The organism is Streptomyces asoensis, from assembly GCF_016860545.1.
Taxonomy (GTDB): domain Bacteria; phylum Actinomycetota; class Actinomycetes; order Streptomycetales; family Streptomycetaceae; genus Streptomyces; species Streptomyces asoensis.
The window spans coordinates 629,759-645,511 of the sequence record NZ_BNEB01000003.1; the positions used below are offsets into that span (position 1 = coordinate 629,759).

Consider the following 15,753-nt stretch of genomic DNA (forward strand, 5'->3'; position numbering starts at 1 on the left):
TAGTTCACCGGTCGGTCCACCGGCGGTCGGATCACCTGTCGGAGGCGTCGGACTTGTCGACGCCGTCCCAGACGTTGGAGTACCACGGGCGGTCGGCCGCCCCGAGGTCGGCGCGGGACTGCCGGGCGGCGTCCGGGTCGATCACCACGAACCCGGTCTCCCCGGGCAGTACGTAGTGCAGCCGCAGCCGGATCTGCTGCTCGGCGTAGGCGTCGTCCTGCCAGCGCGCCTTGAGGTCGCGCAGCTGCTCGACGCGTTCGGCGGCCTGCTGCTTCTCGCGCTCCAGGTCGGCGATCTCGGCGCGCTGGGAGACGTACTGGCGCATCGGGTAGGCCAGGGCCACGATCAGCGTGCACAGGACCATCGCGAGGAGCGCGGCGCGGCCGGTCAGCCGGGAGCGGCGGGCCTGGCGCTTGGTCTGTGAGCGGTAGACCCGGGCCGCGGTCTGCTCGCCGAGCAGCTTGATCCTGGTCGCGGTGGAGAAACGGTCCCGGTCCTTCACGGCCACTGTTTCCCGCCTCCCGTCTCACACGTGCGTACGTCCCCGCACACGGTACGGGACCGGGTACGGGGACGTACGTACGACTGGCGGGGCCTTCACCGGGCCCTTGCTGTGCCGGTCAGTTCGCGGGGCGGAACCGCGGGAACGCGGAGCGGCCGGCGTAGACCGCGGCGTCGTCGAGGATCTCCTCGATGCGCAGCAGCTGGTTGTACTTGGCGACGCGGTCCGAGCGGGCCGGGGCGCCGGTCTTGATCTGACCGCAGTTCACCGCGACGGCGAGGTCGGCGATGGTGACGTCCTCGGTCTCGCCGGAGCGGTGGGACATCATGCACTTGAAGCCGTTGCGCTGGGCCATCTCGACGGCGTCCAGGGTCTCGGTCAGCGAGCCGATCTGGTTCACCTTGACGAGTAGGGCGTTCGCGGAGCCCTCCTCGATGCCGCGGGCGAGGCGCTCGGGGTTGGTCACGAAGAGGTCGTCGCCGACGATCTGGACCTTGTCGCCCAGCTTGTCGGTGATGACCTTCCAGCCGGCCCAGTCGTCCTCGTACAGCGGGTCCTCGATGGAGACCAGCGGGTACGCGGAGACGAGCTCCTCGTAGTACTCGGTCATCTCGGCGGCCGAGCGGGACTTGCCCTCGAACTCGTACTTGCCGTCCTTGTAGAACTCGGACGCGGCGACGTCGAGCGCGAGCGCGATCTGCTCGCCGGGGACGTAACCGGCCTGCTGGATGGCCTCGATGATGAGGTCGAGCGCGGCACGGTTGGACTCGAGGTTCGGCGCGAAGCCGCCCTCGTCGCCGAGGCCGGTGGACAGGCCCTTGGTCTTCAGCACCTTCTTGAGGGTGTGGTAGACCTCGGCGCCCCAGCGCAGGGCCTCGGAGAAGGACTCCGCGCCGATCGGAGCGATCATGAACTCCTGGATGTCCACGTTGGAGTCGGCGTGCGAGCCGCCGTTCAGGATGTTCATCATCGGAACGGGCAGCAGGTGCGCGTTCGGGCCGCCCAGGTAGCGGAACAGCGGCAGGTCGCTGGCCTCGGAGGCGGCGTGGGCGACGGCGAGCGAGACGCCGAGGATGGCGTTGGCGCCGAGCGAGCCCTTGTTGTCGGTGGCGTCCAGGTCGAACATCGCCTGGTCGATCAGGCGCTGCTCGGTGGCGTCGTAGCCGACGAGCTCCGGGCCGATCTGCTCGATGACGGCGAGGACGGCCTTCTCGACACCCTTGCCCTGGTAACGGTTGGGGTCGCCGTCACGGAGCTCGATGGCCTCGAAGGCACCGGTGGAGGCGCCGGACGGAACGGCGGCACGACCCGTGCTGCCGTCGTCGAGGCCGACCTCGACCTCGACCGTGGGGTTGCCTCGGGAGTCCAGGATTTCCCGGGCTACGACGACGTCGATGGACGGCACGAGCATCTCCTTCTTGGGATGTGACGCTGGTTGTGCGGGGCCCGGGGGCCGATGAGCCCTTGGTGAGCCTTGCGACTAGAGCCTAACCGCCCCGGGGCCGTCGGCAGCCGACCGACCGTCCCGTGGACAGACAGACCGTACCCATTGTTTCCGCCCGGAACAAAGGGGGTGGCCGAGAAAGGCGGCCAGGAGGTGTCGGACCGGCGAACAGCTGGGCGGTGACGAGGGGGTGGGGGCGCGTGCGGGCGCGGGCATGAGCGCGGGCGCGCGGGCGCGCGGGCGCGCGGGCGCGCGGGCGCAAAGAGAAACCCCGCCCCGGTGCGTACGGGGGAACACGCACCGGAGCGGGGAGCCCGTGGGGACGGGGGTGACCCTCACGAGGTCTTCAGTGTGCCGACCTCGGATGTGAGGGCGCTGTGGCTTCTCCGGGGGCCGGGTGTCACTTCAGGTGGAGCTGCTGGCCCGGGTAGATCAGGTCGGCGTCCGTGACGATGTCCTTGTTCAGCTTGAACAGCTTCTCCCAGCCGCCCTTGACCTTGTGCGCGCCGGCGATGGAGCTGAGGGTGTCGCCCTTGACGACCTTGTACTCGCCGTCGCCCTTCTTGACCTTCTTGCCGGTCGGGGTGGTGACCGTCTTGGAGGCGGCCGGGCGGTCGGCCGAGCGGGAGGAGCTCTGCTTCTCGGTCGAGCGGGTGCTGCTGCCGCTGTCCGAGGAGCCGGCGGAGCTGGAGGAACCGGACGAGTTCGAGGAACCGGAGCTCGCGGCGCCGCCGTCGTAGGCGGCGCCGGACAGGCCGGTGCCGCAGACCGGCCAGGCACCCTTGCCCTGACCCGCGAGGACCTTCTCGCCGATGGCGATCTGCTGGGACTTGGAGGCCTGGTCGGCCTGCGCGGCGTACTGCGTGCCGCCGTACGCGGCCCAGGTCGAGGCCGAGAACTGGAGGCCGCCGTAGTAGCCGTTGCCGGTGTTGATGGACCAGTTGCCACCGGACTCGCACTGGGCCACCGCGTCCCACTCGGAGGTGGTGGCGGCGGAGGCGTTGCCGGCCGCCATCAGCGGGGCGGCGATGGCGACACCGGTGACACCGGCGAGTGCGGCGACGCGGGTGGCCTTGGCGGGACGGCGGTGCTTGCCCTTGGCGGAAAACAGCATGGTGGATCCCCTCACCGACGCCTGCGAGGTGAGCTGTCGGGTTCGGGCCGTGTGAGTTGCCCGGCCACCCCTCACCCGCCGGAGCGCTGCTCCGTGGGAGGTGTGGCTTCACCCCGAGCCGTTCCGGTCGACCACCCCGGTCCGGCACTTACCTTGGGTCCCCCGCTCCTGCCTGCGGCGCTTGACGCGACGACTGTTCCCGGGCGGCCGCTGGCAGGATTCGGCGTTGCGGAAGCCGGGGCTCGGGTTGCCGAGCGGCCTCGACCGTAGACACGCGATCGACGGAATTTCAAAGACGATCAGGGCTTCTGAGACTCATCCCACACTTTCACCAAAGCGGACATTCGGCGCGAAGCGTGACGTGAACTCCCGCTGTTTTTCTTGGGTTTTGCGCCCTATTCGACCCCTGTGTCGAGGGTCTGACCGGGGGTGATGTCGCTCGGGTCGGCGCCGATGACATCCCGGTTCTCGGCGTACAGGGCGCGCCATCCGCCGTCCAGGCCAAGGGAGTCGGCGATGGACTCCAGGGAGTCGCCCTCCTGGACGAGGTAGGTGGCCGCGGCGTGCCGGCCGGTGGACGCGGTGCTGGTGCCGTCCACGACGTCGTCGGTCGCACTCTTGGGCGCGGGCTCGTCGGCGGTGGCGCCGCGGTGACGGCCGGAACCGAGGGAGCCGGTGTCGACGAGGCTCCAAGAGCCCGCCTCCTGACCGGAATTGTCCGAGTAGTCCGCTTCCGGTGACACCGAGGCCGCATCGTCGCCGGCCTTCCCGGCGTCGCGCCCGGCCGAACCGCCGGAGGCGCCGGAGCCGTCCGCGGTCGCGGAGGAAGAGGAGGAAGGTGAGGAAGCGGACGCGGAGGGCGAACCGGAGGAATCGGCTGCCGAACCGGAGGAGTCGGACGATCCGGTCGAGGCGCCGTCACCGCTCGACGAGCCCGGCGAAGCCGAGGAGCCCGAGGAGCCGGACGATCCCGACAACCCCCGGGACAGGTCGGACAATCCGGACGACCCCGACGAGTCCGACGAGCCGGACGAGTCGTCCGCCACGCCGGTGTCCACGTTCAGCGCGCCGTTCTCCTGGGTGAGTCCGGAGGTCAGCCCGCAGGTGCCCCAGGCACCGACGCCCTTGGCGGCCAGCACCTTCTGAGCCACGGATATCTGCTGGTTGCGGCTGGCCAGATCGGGGCTCGCCGCGTAGTCGAGACCGCCGTACGCCTCCCAGTCCTTCTGGGTGAGGTTCAGGCCGCCGTACTCACCGTCGCCCTGGTCGGCGCTCCACGAGCCGCCGGTCTCGCACTGCGCCACCTTGTCCCAGACCGTGCCCTCCGCGGCGCTCGCACCGGAGGCGGCGAGCAGCGGGATGGCGATGGCGGAGCCCGTCACTCCGGCCGCGACGAGGAGGGCCGGGGCCTGGCGGGGGCGACGGTGACGACCGTTCCCGGAGAGCATGCGGAGGGCCTTTCTCTGGACAGCACTGACCGGCGCGGCGCGTGGGACCGATGCGTCGCGCTGACGAGTGAACGTATCGGCAGACGATCACTTGTCACAAGTTCATGCCGCGCAGATCACGTGAAGATCACAGAGTTGAGTGTCGGTCACCTTTGCTCCGCCGAACGGTCACACTCCGGCTGACATCCGGTCAGGTACGCGGCCCTTATGAACGGGTATGCGCCGAAGTGAACTCGACCGGCAGGGTGCGCAGTCCCCGCATGATGAGCCCGCCGCGCCATCTCAACTCGGCCGGATCCACGGCGAGTCGGAGGTCGGGCAGCCGGGTGAGGAGGGTGGCCAGCGCGGTCTGGCCCTCGAGCCGGGCCAGCGGCGCGCCCAGGCAGTAGTGGATGCCGTGGCCGTAGCCGAGGTGCTGGTTGTCCCGGCGGGGCAGGTCGAGGGTGTCGGGATCGGTGAAGCGGGCCGGATCCCGGTCGGCGGCCGCCAGGACGACGAGCACCGGGTCGCCCGGCGCGATGTCCTGCCCGCCGAGGGCGAGCGGCTCCGTCGCGAACCGCCAGGTGGCCAGCTCCACGGGGCCGTCGTAGCGCAGGAGTTCCTCGACGCCGCTCTCCAGGAGCGTGCGGTCGCCGCCTTCCCCGGTCAGCGAGCGCTGGAGGCGTTCGCGCTGCTCGGGGTGGGTGAGGAGGGCGTAGGTGCCGTTGCCGATCAGATTGACCGTGGTCTCGAATCCGGCGAACAGCAGGATGAAGGCCATGGCGGCGGCCTCGTTCTCGGTGAGGTGCTCGCCGTGGTCGGAGGCGCGGATGAGGCCGGAGATGAGGTCCTCGCCGGGAACCGGTTCGGCCGGGAGCGCGGCGCGTTTGCGGTGGATCAGCTCCAGCAGATATCCGCGCATCTTCTTCACCGACCTCGCGACCCCGCCCCGCGGGCCGCCGCCGTGCCGGATCATCATGCCGGCCCAGTCCCGGAAGTCGTCCTGGTCCTCGCGGGGGACGCCCAGGAGGTCGCAGATGGCGTAGATGGGGAGCGGGAAGGCGAAGTCGTGGATGAGGTCGGCCTTCCCCTCGGTGGCGAACCGGTCGATGAGGTGGTCCGTCAGTTCCTGCACCCGGGGGGCGAACTCGGCCACCCGGCGGGGCGTGAACGCCTTGCTGACGAGGCGTCGCAGCCGGGTGTGGTCCGGCGGGTCGATGTTGAGCAGATGCGTCATCAGCTCCGCCTTGCGCTCCCCCGGAATACCGGTCTTGCCCTTGGCGTGCGCCGGTTCGTCGTGGTGCGCGGGGTTCTTGGACAGCCGCTGGTCGGCCAGGGCCTGCTTCGCGTCGGCGTAACGGGTGACCAGCCAGGCCTCCACCCCGCTGGGCAGGGTGGTGCGGTGCACCGGCGCGTGCTCACGCAGCCAGGCGTAGGCGGGATAGGGGTCGGTGGCGAATTCCCAGGTGAACAGGTCGGGGGCGGCCGGGACGTCGGTCGGGGGGCGCTGCTGGTCGGTCACCCCACGACGGTATCGGGGATCCCGAGGGGCCCCGCGCGGGGCGGGCCTGCGTAGGGCGAGCCTGCGCGGGAGGCGTCTGCGCGCGAGGAGCGCTTCGGCCGGGCGGGGGTCAGGTGTCCGTGTCCATGTTCATGTCCGTGTTCATGTCCGTATCCGTGTCGGTGTCCCTGTTCGTGATGCCCTCGGCGTCGCGGATGGCGTCCCGGTACGTGCGGGCCGCCGCGCGCAGTGCCGCCTCCGGGTCCGTGCCCTCCGCTTCGGCGCGGGCCGCCAGGGCGAGGAGTTCGTAGCCGATGCCCTCGGCCGCGGGGAGCGGCACCTCCCGGCGTGCGGTGCGGGCCCGGGCGACCAGCTTCGCCGCGAGGGCCAGTCCGGGCTGATGGAGGGGGACGCCGTCGGTCACGGACTCCCGCCGCTTCTCCGCCGCCTTCGTGCGCAGCCAGTGCTCCTTCACCTCCTCCGGGGTCGTGGCGGTGGCGTCGCCGAAGACATGGGGGTGGCGGTGGACGAGCTTGGCGACGATCGTGCCCGCGACGTCGTCGACGGAGAAGGGGGCCTCCGCGTCCTCCTCGGCGATCCGGGAGTGGAAGACGACCTGGAGCAGGACGTCGCCCAGCTCCTCGCGGAGTTCGTCGCGGTCGCCGTCCTCGATCGCCTCGACCAGTTCGTAGGACTCCTCGACGGCGTACTTCGCCAGGCCCTCGTGGGTCTGCCGCGAGGACCACGGGCACTCGACACGGATGCGGTCCATGACCTGGACGAGGTCGAGGAGGCGGGCGCCGGGCAGGTCGTAGGAGGCGGGCAGCAGTTCCAGCTCGGGCATCGACACACGGCCCGACCCGGCCAGCCGGGCCAGCCCGTCGGTGAGTGCGGGCTCGCCCTCACCCGTGGCCACGACGACGACCGTGCGGCCGCCGGCGCAGGCGGCGAGCAGCTCCTCGGCGGTCGGGGAGTCCTCCTCGACCGTGATGCCCGCCTCCCGCAGATAGGGGAGCTGCGGGTGCGCGCCGTCCGCGCACAGCACCCGGTCCGCCGCGCGCAGGGCCTGCCAGGCGGGCCAGGACAGCAGCCCGGGGGCGACCCGGTGGCTGGTGGTGAGCAGGACGACCCGGCCGGGGGTGGCGTCCTCGGCGTGGGCGGCGGCGGAGCTGGTTGCGTTCACCCCCCGAACGTAACCCACGGCCGCCGGCGGCCTCCGGGGTTGTCCACAGGACAGGTCGCCCGGTCATACGATCACACGGTCACGATGCCTGCTGGGTGCCCGCCGTCGAGATCTCGCGCACCCACGGTGTCTTCGCGTCGACGCGGGCCACCTTCTGCGCGTCCCAGTTCCCGTAGCGCGGATTGAGGTCGACGCCGAGCGCCTTCGACGACTTGGACAGCGCGTTCCAGAACGCGGGCTGGCTGGTGTTCGTCCCCAGCCGGGCGGCGAGTTTCTGGGCCTCCAGCTGAAGGCGCAGGTTCTCGTCCAGGCGCTGCGGCGGGACGCCGTACTGCTGGAGCCACGCCGTCTCCAGTCCCTTCGCGCCGCCCGCCTGCTGCTCCAGGCCGGCCCGCATCTCCTGGACCTCGTGGCGGCTGACGGTGATGCCCGCGTCCTCGGCGGCACGGTGCAGCACCTTGTCGAGGACCATGCCGTGCAGGGTGTCGCGGGCGAGGGAGCCGGTCTGGGCGACGGCCTGCTTGTACTGGGCCTCGTCGGTGACCGCGGCGCGCTGGGCGGTGCGCACCTCGTCCACCCGGCTCTCCAGCTGGGCGACGGTGATCCGCTGGCCGCCCACGACGGCCGCCGCGCCCGGATGCGCGTCGTTCCCGCAGGCGGCGAGGAGAGGGGCCGCCACGATCGCGGCGGACAGCAGGAGCGCGGTGCGACGACGGCGGTGCAAGGGAACCTCCCGAGGAGATTGTGCGACGGTGCACAAAGTCTTGCGGTGATCGATGTTAGGCAGTGGGACGGCCGGGGCCAACCCATTCGACCAACGATTCACCAGGACTTCGGGCACCGCCGCGCCCGTTCGCCGTCCGCTCGTCGGTGCGAGGCCTCAGCCCCGCGCGCCGCGCGCCGCGCGATCCGGGTCAGCCGACGATGGCGACCGGGGCGTCCCAGGAGTCGCGGTCCACGGTGATCGTGTAGCCGCCGCGGGTCTCCTTGCTGTTGACCTGGTACTGGTGGCCGCGGCTGTGGCCGGTGAACTGGGTGGCGCCCCACGGCCAGTCCGTGGTCGTCGTGTCCTTCTTGTCCCACAGCGCGTACCAGAGGTTGCCCGGCAGGTCCGTCTTGTCGGTCGCGGTGGCGACGGCCTTCGCACTGGAGCTGCTGAAGCCGTAGTAGCCGCTCCGGTAGATCTTGGCGCGCAGGGTCTTGGTGAAGGAGCGCACGTACGCCAGCACGGCGTCGTTGCACGCCTTGTTCGTGATGTCGTACGCCTCCATGTCGAGGTAGATCGGGCTGCCGGCCTTCATGCCGAGCGCCGAGGCCTTCGCGACCGCGTCCGCGCCGTCGGTCGCGCCGAGGGAGGTGGCCGTGGCGGCGGTGATCTTCTCGGGGCTGGAGCCCGTCTGGCAGGGCGGCTGGGCGCCGACGTAGAGCGGGATCAGCTTCCAGCCGGCCGTGTTGACCGACTTCACCCAGGAGGCGGTGAGGTTGGGCTGCGCGCAGCCACGGTTCTTGCCACCGACGTAGACGGCGGCGCCCCCGTAGTACCCGTCGGTCTTCCAGGCCTTCATGGCGGCGAGCGACGGCGCCGTGCAGGCGTCGAAGGCGCGGCCGGTGTACGTCTTCTGGGCGGGCCAGGTGGTGGCCGCCATCGAGGTCTGCGCCGCTATGCCGGCCCCTGCGAGGACGGCCGCGCCGGCCACGCCCCACGTGATGTATCTGCGCTTCCTGGACTGCCGGTGCTCGGCCATCCCCACCCCATCGTTCGTCTCCGTCTACGGCCCTGTGCCGCGCGGACCCGTGACACGTGTCCGTGCCGGGCCGAAGTCCCCTGAGCCGATGCGACGATACGGTGTCGACTCGACGTGCGCACCGGCGGATCGCACCGTAACCCGGGCCACCCCAGTGATCAGGAAACACAGCTCCCCCATCGGCACAAGATTCGCCCATGTCACAGTAAAGATGCGGCGGGGTGCGGCGGGCCGCCGGTGTCCTACCCTTAGCCCCTGGTGATTTGGGGGGCGACATGACGATGCCGACTGCGCCGACGGCGGCGGGCACGGAGAGACGACTCGCGGGCGGCTGGGCCCAGCGGCTCGCCTGGGGGTTCCTGGTGTGGGGCTCGCTCGGCCTGCTGGTCTGGGTGCCTTTCCTCTACGTGGCGATCCGCCGCGGGCACTCCTCGGACTGGGCGGCCTTCGCCTCGTTCGCGCTGTACGAGTGCGTGACGCTGCCGTGGGCGGTGATGACGGCCGACGGCGAGGGGGACCCGTACCTCGGCATCGCCATCATGGTGAGCCTGCTGACGGCGACGGGCCTGCTGCTGTTCGCGATGTTCGACAAGAGCGTCCCGGCCGCCCGGCCCTCCTACGGCACCGCCCTGCCCTCGCAGGGACAGCCGTATCAGCAGGGCTATCCGTACGGGCGCTGACCCGGGGGCGACGGACCGGGGGGGCTGGACGAGGAGTTGGACGAGACGGTGGACGACGAGGTGCTGGACGACGGGCCGTTCTACCACGGCACCAAGGCCGATCTGCGGGTCGGAGACCGTCTCACCGCCGGTTTCCGCTCCAACTACCGGCCCGAGATCGTGATGAACCACATCTACTTCACCGCGCTGCGCGACGGCGCGGGGCTCGCCGCCGAACTCGCCGCGGGCGACGGGGCCCCGCGGGTGTACCTCGTCGAACCGACCGGGGCGTTCGAGAACGATCCGAACGTCACCGACAGGAAGTTCCCCGGCAACCCCACCCGCTCCTACCGCAGCGGGGAGCCCCTGCGGATCGTCGGAGAGGTCACCGACTGGACGCGGCTGACACCCGAGGCCCTCCGTATGTGGCGCGACCGGCTGGCCGCGATCCGGCTGGACGACCGGGCCGAGATCATCAACTGAGAACCGGCCGCTGACGGCACGTCAGAGCGGGTGCCGCATCCACACGTTGGGCTCGACGTACACCGCGTGGTCGCGCTCCGGCTCGCACCTCACCGGCACCAGCGCGCCGGGCACCTCGACGTCGCCCCGTGTGTCGAAGGGCAGCCCGGTCCAGCCGCGCCACTGCGCGAGGGAACCCGCCACCGTCATCGACGCCGGCGCGACCCGGTCGATGCTCGCCCCCGCGCGGACGTGCACCCGCAGCCACGGGTCGTACGGCAGACCGTCCTCGCGGACCCGGTGCGCGTACTCCTCGATCGGCGTGCGCGGCTCCCGGTGCTTGGCGCTCGGCCGGACCGGGGCCACGACCTCGGTGAAGCCCTTCGCCCGGGCGCCCTCACGCATCGCCGAGAGCATCCGGCCGGACAGGCCGAGGCCCTGGGCGTGCGGGGCGACCACGATCGAGATCGCGCTCACCGTGTCGGGCCGCACCCCGGCGCGCCGGCCGGCGAAGGCCCGGACGAGGACCTCGTCCCAGCCCCGCGCGGGCAGCGTCCCCGGGCCGTCGGCGTGCAGGGCGAACGGCACGCTGTAGGCGTGGGCGACGACCTGCCCGTGCCCGTCCCGCGCGAACAGCACGTACTCCGGGAACTCCACCGGGATCCGGTCGTAGTGCGCGTCGCCCACCGGGTCGTGCCGGACGAACTCCGGCCAGCTGTCCGGCATCTCCCGGACCGGGCCGAGCAGGTCGGGACGGTCGGCGAGACTGAGCACCTCGGTTTCCATGCGGTCACCGTAGGCGAGGGGCGACGGCCCCCGCCTCCGCGTTTCAGCCCGCGCGGAAACGGTCCGGCGCCTTCGTGGGGTTGCCCCCGGTGGGCAGCTTCTGGCCGGGGCACGTCTCCAGGACCTTCTCCATCGCGGACTTCTCCGCCGCGGTGACCCACAGTTCGTACTTCTTCTTCACCGCGACCTGCGCCGCGACGTACGTGCACCGGTAGGCCTTGTTGGGCGGCAGCCAGGTCGCGGTGTCGCCGTCGCCCTTGGAGCGATTGGTGCTCGAGTCGACGGCCAGGAGGTTCAGCGGGTCGTTGGCGAGCGCTATCCGCTTGCCGGCGTCCCAGTACTTGGCGCCCTTCTGCCAGGCGTCGGACAGGGCGACGACGTGGTCGATGTCGACCTTGCTGCTGCCGCGCCGGTACGTCACGTCCTTGCCGGAGTACGGGTCCGACTCCAGCACCCCGGACGAGACCTTGCAGACACCGCCGGTGAACTTCACCCGGGCCAGGTCCCGCTTGAGGATGTCGTCGCGGGTGTCGCAGGAGTTCGAGTCCGTGTCCGCCCAGGAGGTGCCGAACTTCTCCCGTTCGTAGCCGGTCTTCGGGGCCCGCCCCTTCACGGGCAGCGCCTCGGCCGCCGCGAGGGCAGCGCCGCCCGATCCGCCGCCCGGTCCGCCGCCCGCCGTCGCTCCCGCGCCGCCGGAGCCCGTACCCGAGCCGGTGACCTGCTCCTTGCAGCCGGCCACCGTCACGGCACACATCAACGCGACGGCGACCGCCGCCCCACCCCTCAGACGCCTCACGCGCCCCTCCCCTTGCCCGCCGGCTGCGACCCCGCACAGGGCGCATTCCCCCGGCGGGCGGTGCCACACACGGTAGCGAGGGGGCGCCCGGAAGCAGCCGGGAGGTCCGCACCGCGCCGGCCCAACTGGGCATACCGCACTTACCGGGAATATCGTCGGTGGGGAGTCATTTTCGGGAAGGGAGCTCCGGATGGGCATCTTCGACCGGTTCAAGAGCAGCAAGGCGGCACAGGACAAGGCCAGGGACATGTCCGACGCCGCGGAGCGCAAGGCGAACGAGAAGACGGGCGACAAGTACGAGTCGCAGATCGACTCCGCCCAGCAGAAGATGCACGAGCGGATGGGCATGGACGAGGACCGCCCGGACCGGCCGTAACCGGCCCCACGGCGGCCCCCGCCCCTCACTCGTCGCGCGGCGCGCACCCGCCGGTCCGGCTCCGGCCCGTCGCGGCCGGACCGGCGGCCCGCCTGTCCGGTTCACCGGGGCGACCCCGGTGAACCGGACAGGCCGCTCTGCCGGCCGCCGGGGTTACGAACCCAGGATCGCCGCCAGGAACTCGCCGACCCAGCCGAGCAGTTCCCGGCCGAGCAGCGGCTTGCCGCCGACCTTCGCGGTCTTCGGGCGGGGCACCAGGACCTGGTGCGCGGCCGCCTTGACGACCGAACCGGGGTACAGCCGCTTCAGACGCAGTTCCTGCGACTCGCGCAGTTCCACGGGCGCGAAGCGGATGTTGTTGCCCTGGAGGACGATCTCGCCGACGCCACACGCGCGTGCCAGCATCCGCAGTCCCGCCACCAGCAGCAGGTTCTCCACCGGTTCGGGCAACTTGCCGTAGCGGTCGACGAGTTCCTCGCGGACGGCCTTGACGTCGGCCTCCGAATCGGCGGACGCGATGGCCCGGTAGGCCTGGAGCCGCAGCCGCTCGCCGGGCGCGTAGTCGTGCGGGACGTGCGCGTCGACGGGCAGCTCGATCTTGACCTCGAGCGGCGGCTCCTCCTCGACCCCGCCGGTCTCCAGCTGGCGCCGGTAGTCCGCGACGGCCTCGCCGACCATGCGGACGTACAGGTCGAAGCCGACACCGGCGATGTGGCCGGACTGCTCGCCGCCCAGCAGGTTGCCGGCGCCCCGGATCTCCAGGTCCTTCATCGCCACGTACATGCCCGCGCCCATCTCGGTGTGCTGGGCGATGGTGGCGAGCCGCTCGTGCGCGGTCTCCGTGAGGGGCTTCTCCGGGGGGTAGAGGAAGTACGCGTAGCCGCGTTCCCTGCCCCGGCCCACCCGGCCGCGCAGCTGGTGCAGCTGGGACAGGCCGAAGTTGTCGCCGCGCTCCACGATCAGCGTGTTGGCGTTGGAGATGTCGATGCCGGACTCGACGATCGTCGTCGAGACGAGCACGTCGAACTTCTTCTCCCAGAAGTCGACGACGACCTGTTCCAGCGCCGTCTCCGACATCTGCCCGTGGGCGGTGGCGATGCGCGCCTCGGGCACGATCTCGCGCAGCCGCGCCGCAGCCCGGTCGATCGACTCGACCCGGTTGTGGATGTAGAAGACCTGGCCCTCGCGCAGCAGCTCGCGGCGGACGGCGGCGCCGATCTGCTTCTGCTCGTACGGCCCGACGAAGGTGAGCACCGGGTGGCGCTCCTCCGGCGGGGTGGTGATCGTCGACATCTCGCGGATGCCCGTCACCGCCATCTCCAGGGTCCTCGGGATGGGGGTCGCCGACATCGTCAGGACGTCGACGTTCGCCCGGAGCTTCTTCAGCTGTTCCTTGTGCTCGACGCCGAACCGCTGCTCCTCGTCGACGATGACCAGCCCCAGATCCTTGAACTTGGTCTCGGAGGAGAACAGACGGTGGGTGCCGATGACGATGTCCACCGCGCCCTCGCGCAGCCCCTCCAGGGTGGCCTTCGCCTCGGTGTCCGTCTGGAAGCGGGACAGCGCCCTGACGTTCACCGGGAACTGGGCGTAGCGCTCGCTGAAGGTGCCGAAGTGCTGCTGGACGAGGAGGGTCGTGGGCACCAGCACGGCGACCTGCTTGCCGTCCTGGACGGCCTTGAAGGCGGCCCGGACCGCGATCTCGGTCTTGCCGTAGCCGACGTCGCCGCAGATCAGGCGGTCCATCGGGACCGTCTTCTCCATGTCCTCCTTGACCTCGGCGATGGTGGTGAGCTGGTCGGGCGTCTCCGCGTAGGGGAAGGCGTCCTCCAGTTCGCGCTGCCAGGGGGTGTCCGCGCCGAAGGCGTGGCCCGGTGCCGCCATCCGGGCGCTGTACAGCTTGATCAGGTCGGCGGCGATCTCCTTGACCGCCTTCTTCGCGCGGGCCTTGGTCTTCGTCCAGTCGGCGCCGCCGAGCCGGTGCAGGGTGGGCGCCTCGCCACCGACGTACTTGGTGATCTGCTCCAGCTGGTCGGTGGGGATGTAGAGGCGGTCGCCGGGCTGCCCGCGCTTGGCGGGCGCGTACTCCACGACCAGGTACTCGCGGGTGGCGCCCTGGACGGTGCGCTGCACCATCTCGATGTAACGGCCCACCCCGTGCTGCTCGTGGACGATGTGGTCGCCCGCCTCGAGGGTGAGCGGGTCGATGGTCTTGCGGCGGCGCGCGGGCATCCGGGCGCCGTCCTTGCCGGCGGCCTTCTGGCCGGTCAGGTCGGTCTCGGTGAGGACGGCGAGGCGCAGCGCCGGGTCGACGAAGCCGTAGTCGATGGAACCGCAGGAGACGTGGACGACGGAGGGGCTCAGCTCGGTCAGGTCGGAGTCCAGACGGGCCGCGACGCCCTCGCCGCCCAGTACCTCCACGGTGCGGGCCGCCGGGCCGTGCGCCTCGGTGACGAAGGCGACGCGCCAGCCGTCGGCCAGCCAGCCCTTGGTGTCGGCCAGCGCCTTGGCCGTGTCGCCCCGGTAGGTGTCGGGGGCGTGCATGCCGAGCTTCAGCGTGTCGGCGGAGCCCGCGGCGTCCGTGAACGACTCGTCGGCCGCGAACGGCGACACCGACCACCACATCATGTCCAGCTCGCGCGCGTGGTCGCGGATGTCCGCGATGGACCACAGGGACGCCGCGCCGACGTCGATGGGGGCCTCGCCGCCGCCCGCGGTGGCCGCCCAGGACGCCTGGAGGAACTCCTGGGAGGTCGCCACGAGGTCGGCGGCACGCGTGCGTACCCGCTCCGGGTCGCAGACGACGGCCATCGCGCCCTTGGGCAGGACGTCGATCAGGAGCTCCATGTCGTCGACCAGGACGGGGGCGAGGGACTCCATGCCCTCGACGGCGATGCCCTCGGCGATCCTGCCGAGCAGGTCGCCCAGCTCGGGGTGCTCCTCGGCGAGGGCGGCCGCGCGGGTGCGGACGTCGTCGGTGAGGAGGAGTTCACGGCAGGGCGGGGCCCACAGGCCGTGTTCGGCGACCTCCAGGGAGCGCTGGTCGGCGACCTTGAAGTAGCGGATCTCCTCGACGTCGTCGCCCCAGAACTCGACGCGCAGGGGGTGCTCCTCGGTGGGCGGGAACACGTCCAGAATGCCGCCCCGTACGGCGAACTCGCCGCGCTTCTCGACGAGCTCCACGCGCGCGTAGGCGGCTGCCGCGAGGGCTTCGACGACCTCGTTCAGGTCGGCCGTGCCGCCGGTGCGCAGGGCCACCGGCTCCAGCTCGCCGAGGCCCTTGACCTGCGGCTGGAGCACCGAGCGGACCGGTGCCACGACAACCGAGACGGGGCCGGTCTCGGGGTCGTCGGGGCGCGGGTGGGCCAGCCGGCGCAGGACGGCGAGGCGCCGGCCGACGGTGTCGCTGCGCGGGCTGAGCCGCTCGTGCGGCAGCGTCTCCCAGGAGGGGTACTCGACCACGCCGTCCGGCGGGAGCAGCGAGCGCAGGGCGGCGGCCAGGTCCTCGGCCTCGCGGCCGGTGGCGGTCACCGCGAGGACCGTGCGGCCGGTCTCGCGGGCGAGGGCGGCGATGGCGAACGGGCGGGCCGCCGGAGGGCCGACCAGGTCGATGTGCATGCGGTTGCCGTCGGCGGCCGCGGGGATCGCTTCCGCGAGGGCGGTGTCCTTGACGACGGCGTCGAGCAGACCGTGCAGGCTCATGGAGGGCTTTCCGTCCGAGGGGCCGGGTCCGCCCCGTCCCTGTCGGGAGCGGGGGC

14 protein-coding genes and 1 riboswitch are annotated in these 15,753 nt (G+C 71.5%); of the genes, 3 read left to right on the forward strand and 11 right to left on the reverse strand.

Annotation, left to right across the window (positions count from 1 at the left end; translation table 11 throughout):
* Positions 1-31 precede the first annotated feature (31 nt).
* From Saso_RS15505 to Saso_RS15540, 8 genes are all read right to left on the reverse strand, one after another.
* Positions 32-508 carry an FtsB family cell division protein gene (locus Saso_RS15505; RefSeq protein ID WP_189920704.1) on the reverse strand — a complete coding sequence of 159 codons (477 nt, stop codon included), beginning with the start codon at positions 506-508 and terminating at the stop codon, positions 32-34.
* Between the two features lie 112 nt (positions 509-620).
* Complete coding sequence (eno, locus tag Saso_RS15510; RefSeq protein WP_189920706.1) at positions 621-1,913, reverse strand: phosphopyruvate hydratase; 1,293 nt, start codon at positions 1,911-1,913, stop codon at positions 621-623.
* A 433-nt stretch (positions 1,914-2,346) separates the two neighbouring features.
* A complete protein-coding gene (locus Saso_RS15515) occupies positions 2,347-3,060 on the reverse strand; it encodes a LysM peptidoglycan-binding domain-containing protein (protein WP_189920708.1) in 714 nt (237 codons plus the stop codon).
* 3 nt (positions 3,061-3,063) lie between these two features.
* A riboswitch (cyclic di-AMP (ydaO/yuaA leader) is annotated at positions 3,064-3,250 on the reverse strand.
* Positions 3,251-3,455: 205 nt separating this feature from the next.
* Positions 3,456-4,508, reverse strand: coding sequence for a LysM peptidoglycan-binding domain-containing protein (locus Saso_RS15520; protein ID WP_189920710.1), 1,053 nt, complete (start codon positions 4,506-4,508; stop codon positions 3,456-3,458).
* Between the two features lie 205 nt (positions 4,509-4,713).
* Entirely contained in the window at positions 4,714-6,009 is a 1,296-nt protein-coding gene (locus Saso_RS15525) for a cytochrome P450 family protein (RefSeq protein WP_189920712.1), read from the reverse strand.
* 109 nt (positions 6,010-6,118) lie between these two features.
* A complete protein-coding gene (locus Saso_RS15530) occupies positions 6,119-7,171 on the reverse strand; it encodes a nucleoside triphosphate pyrophosphohydrolase (RefSeq protein WP_229901210.1) in 1,053 nt (350 codons plus the stop codon).
* A gap of 79 nt (positions 7,172-7,250) precedes the next feature.
* Positions 7,251-7,895, reverse strand: a complete 645-nt coding sequence (locus Saso_RS15535) for a SurA N-terminal domain-containing protein (protein WP_189920714.1) — start codon at positions 7,893-7,895, stop codon at positions 7,251-7,253.
* 190 nt (positions 7,896-8,085) lie between these two features.
* Positions 8,086-8,916 (reverse strand): glycoside hydrolase domain-containing protein, encoded by an 831-nt coding sequence (locus tag Saso_RS15540; RefSeq protein ID WP_189920716.1) that lies wholly within the window; start codon positions 8,914-8,916, stop codon positions 8,086-8,088.
* 275 nt (positions 8,917-9,191) lie between these two features.
* Between Saso_RS15540 and Saso_RS15545 the strand changes: the two genes are divergently transcribed.
* Both Saso_RS15545 and arr read left to right on the forward strand, forming a co-directional pair.
* Positions 9,192-9,596, forward strand: coding sequence for a hypothetical protein (locus Saso_RS15545; protein ID WP_189920718.1), 405 nt, complete (start codon positions 9,192-9,194; stop codon positions 9,594-9,596).
* A gap of 36 nt (positions 9,597-9,632) precedes the next feature.
* Positions 9,633-10,058, forward strand: a complete 426-nt coding sequence (gene arr, locus Saso_RS15550; RefSeq protein WP_229901211.1) for an NAD(+)--rifampin ADP-ribosyltransferase — start codon at positions 9,633-9,635, stop codon at positions 10,056-10,058.
* A gap of 21 nt (positions 10,059-10,079) precedes the next feature.
* Here arr and Saso_RS15555 read toward each other — a convergent pair whose 3' ends face one another.
* Together Saso_RS15555 and Saso_RS15560 are read right to left on the reverse strand one after the other, a co-directional pair.
* Positions 10,080-10,823: an N-acetyltransferase gene (locus Saso_RS15555; protein ID WP_189920720.1), complete on the reverse strand. Its 744-nt coding sequence runs from the start codon at positions 10,821-10,823 to the stop codon at positions 10,080-10,082.
* Positions 10,824-10,866: 43 nt separating this feature from the next.
* Positions 10,867-11,619, reverse strand: coding sequence for an HNH endonuclease family protein (locus Saso_RS15560; RefSeq protein WP_189920722.1), 753 nt, complete (start codon positions 11,617-11,619; stop codon positions 10,867-10,869).
* 190 nt (positions 11,620-11,809) lie between these two features.
* Here Saso_RS15560 and Saso_RS15565 point away from each other — a divergent pair, with 190 nt between their 5' ends.
* The gene (locus tag Saso_RS15565) at positions 11,810-11,995 is read left to right on the forward strand and encodes an antitoxin (protein ID WP_189920724.1); all 186 of its coding nucleotides are present in this window, start codon (positions 11,810-11,812) and stop codon (positions 11,993-11,995) included.
* A 153-nt stretch (positions 11,996-12,148) separates the two neighbouring features.
* Here the strand turns inward: Saso_RS15565 and mfd are convergent, their stop codons facing one another.
* Positions 12,149-15,697 (reverse strand): transcription-repair coupling factor, encoded by a 3,549-nt coding sequence (gene mfd, locus Saso_RS15570; protein WP_189920725.1) that lies wholly within the window; start codon positions 15,695-15,697, stop codon positions 12,149-12,151.
* Between the last annotated feature and the right edge of the window lie 56 nt (positions 15,698-15,753).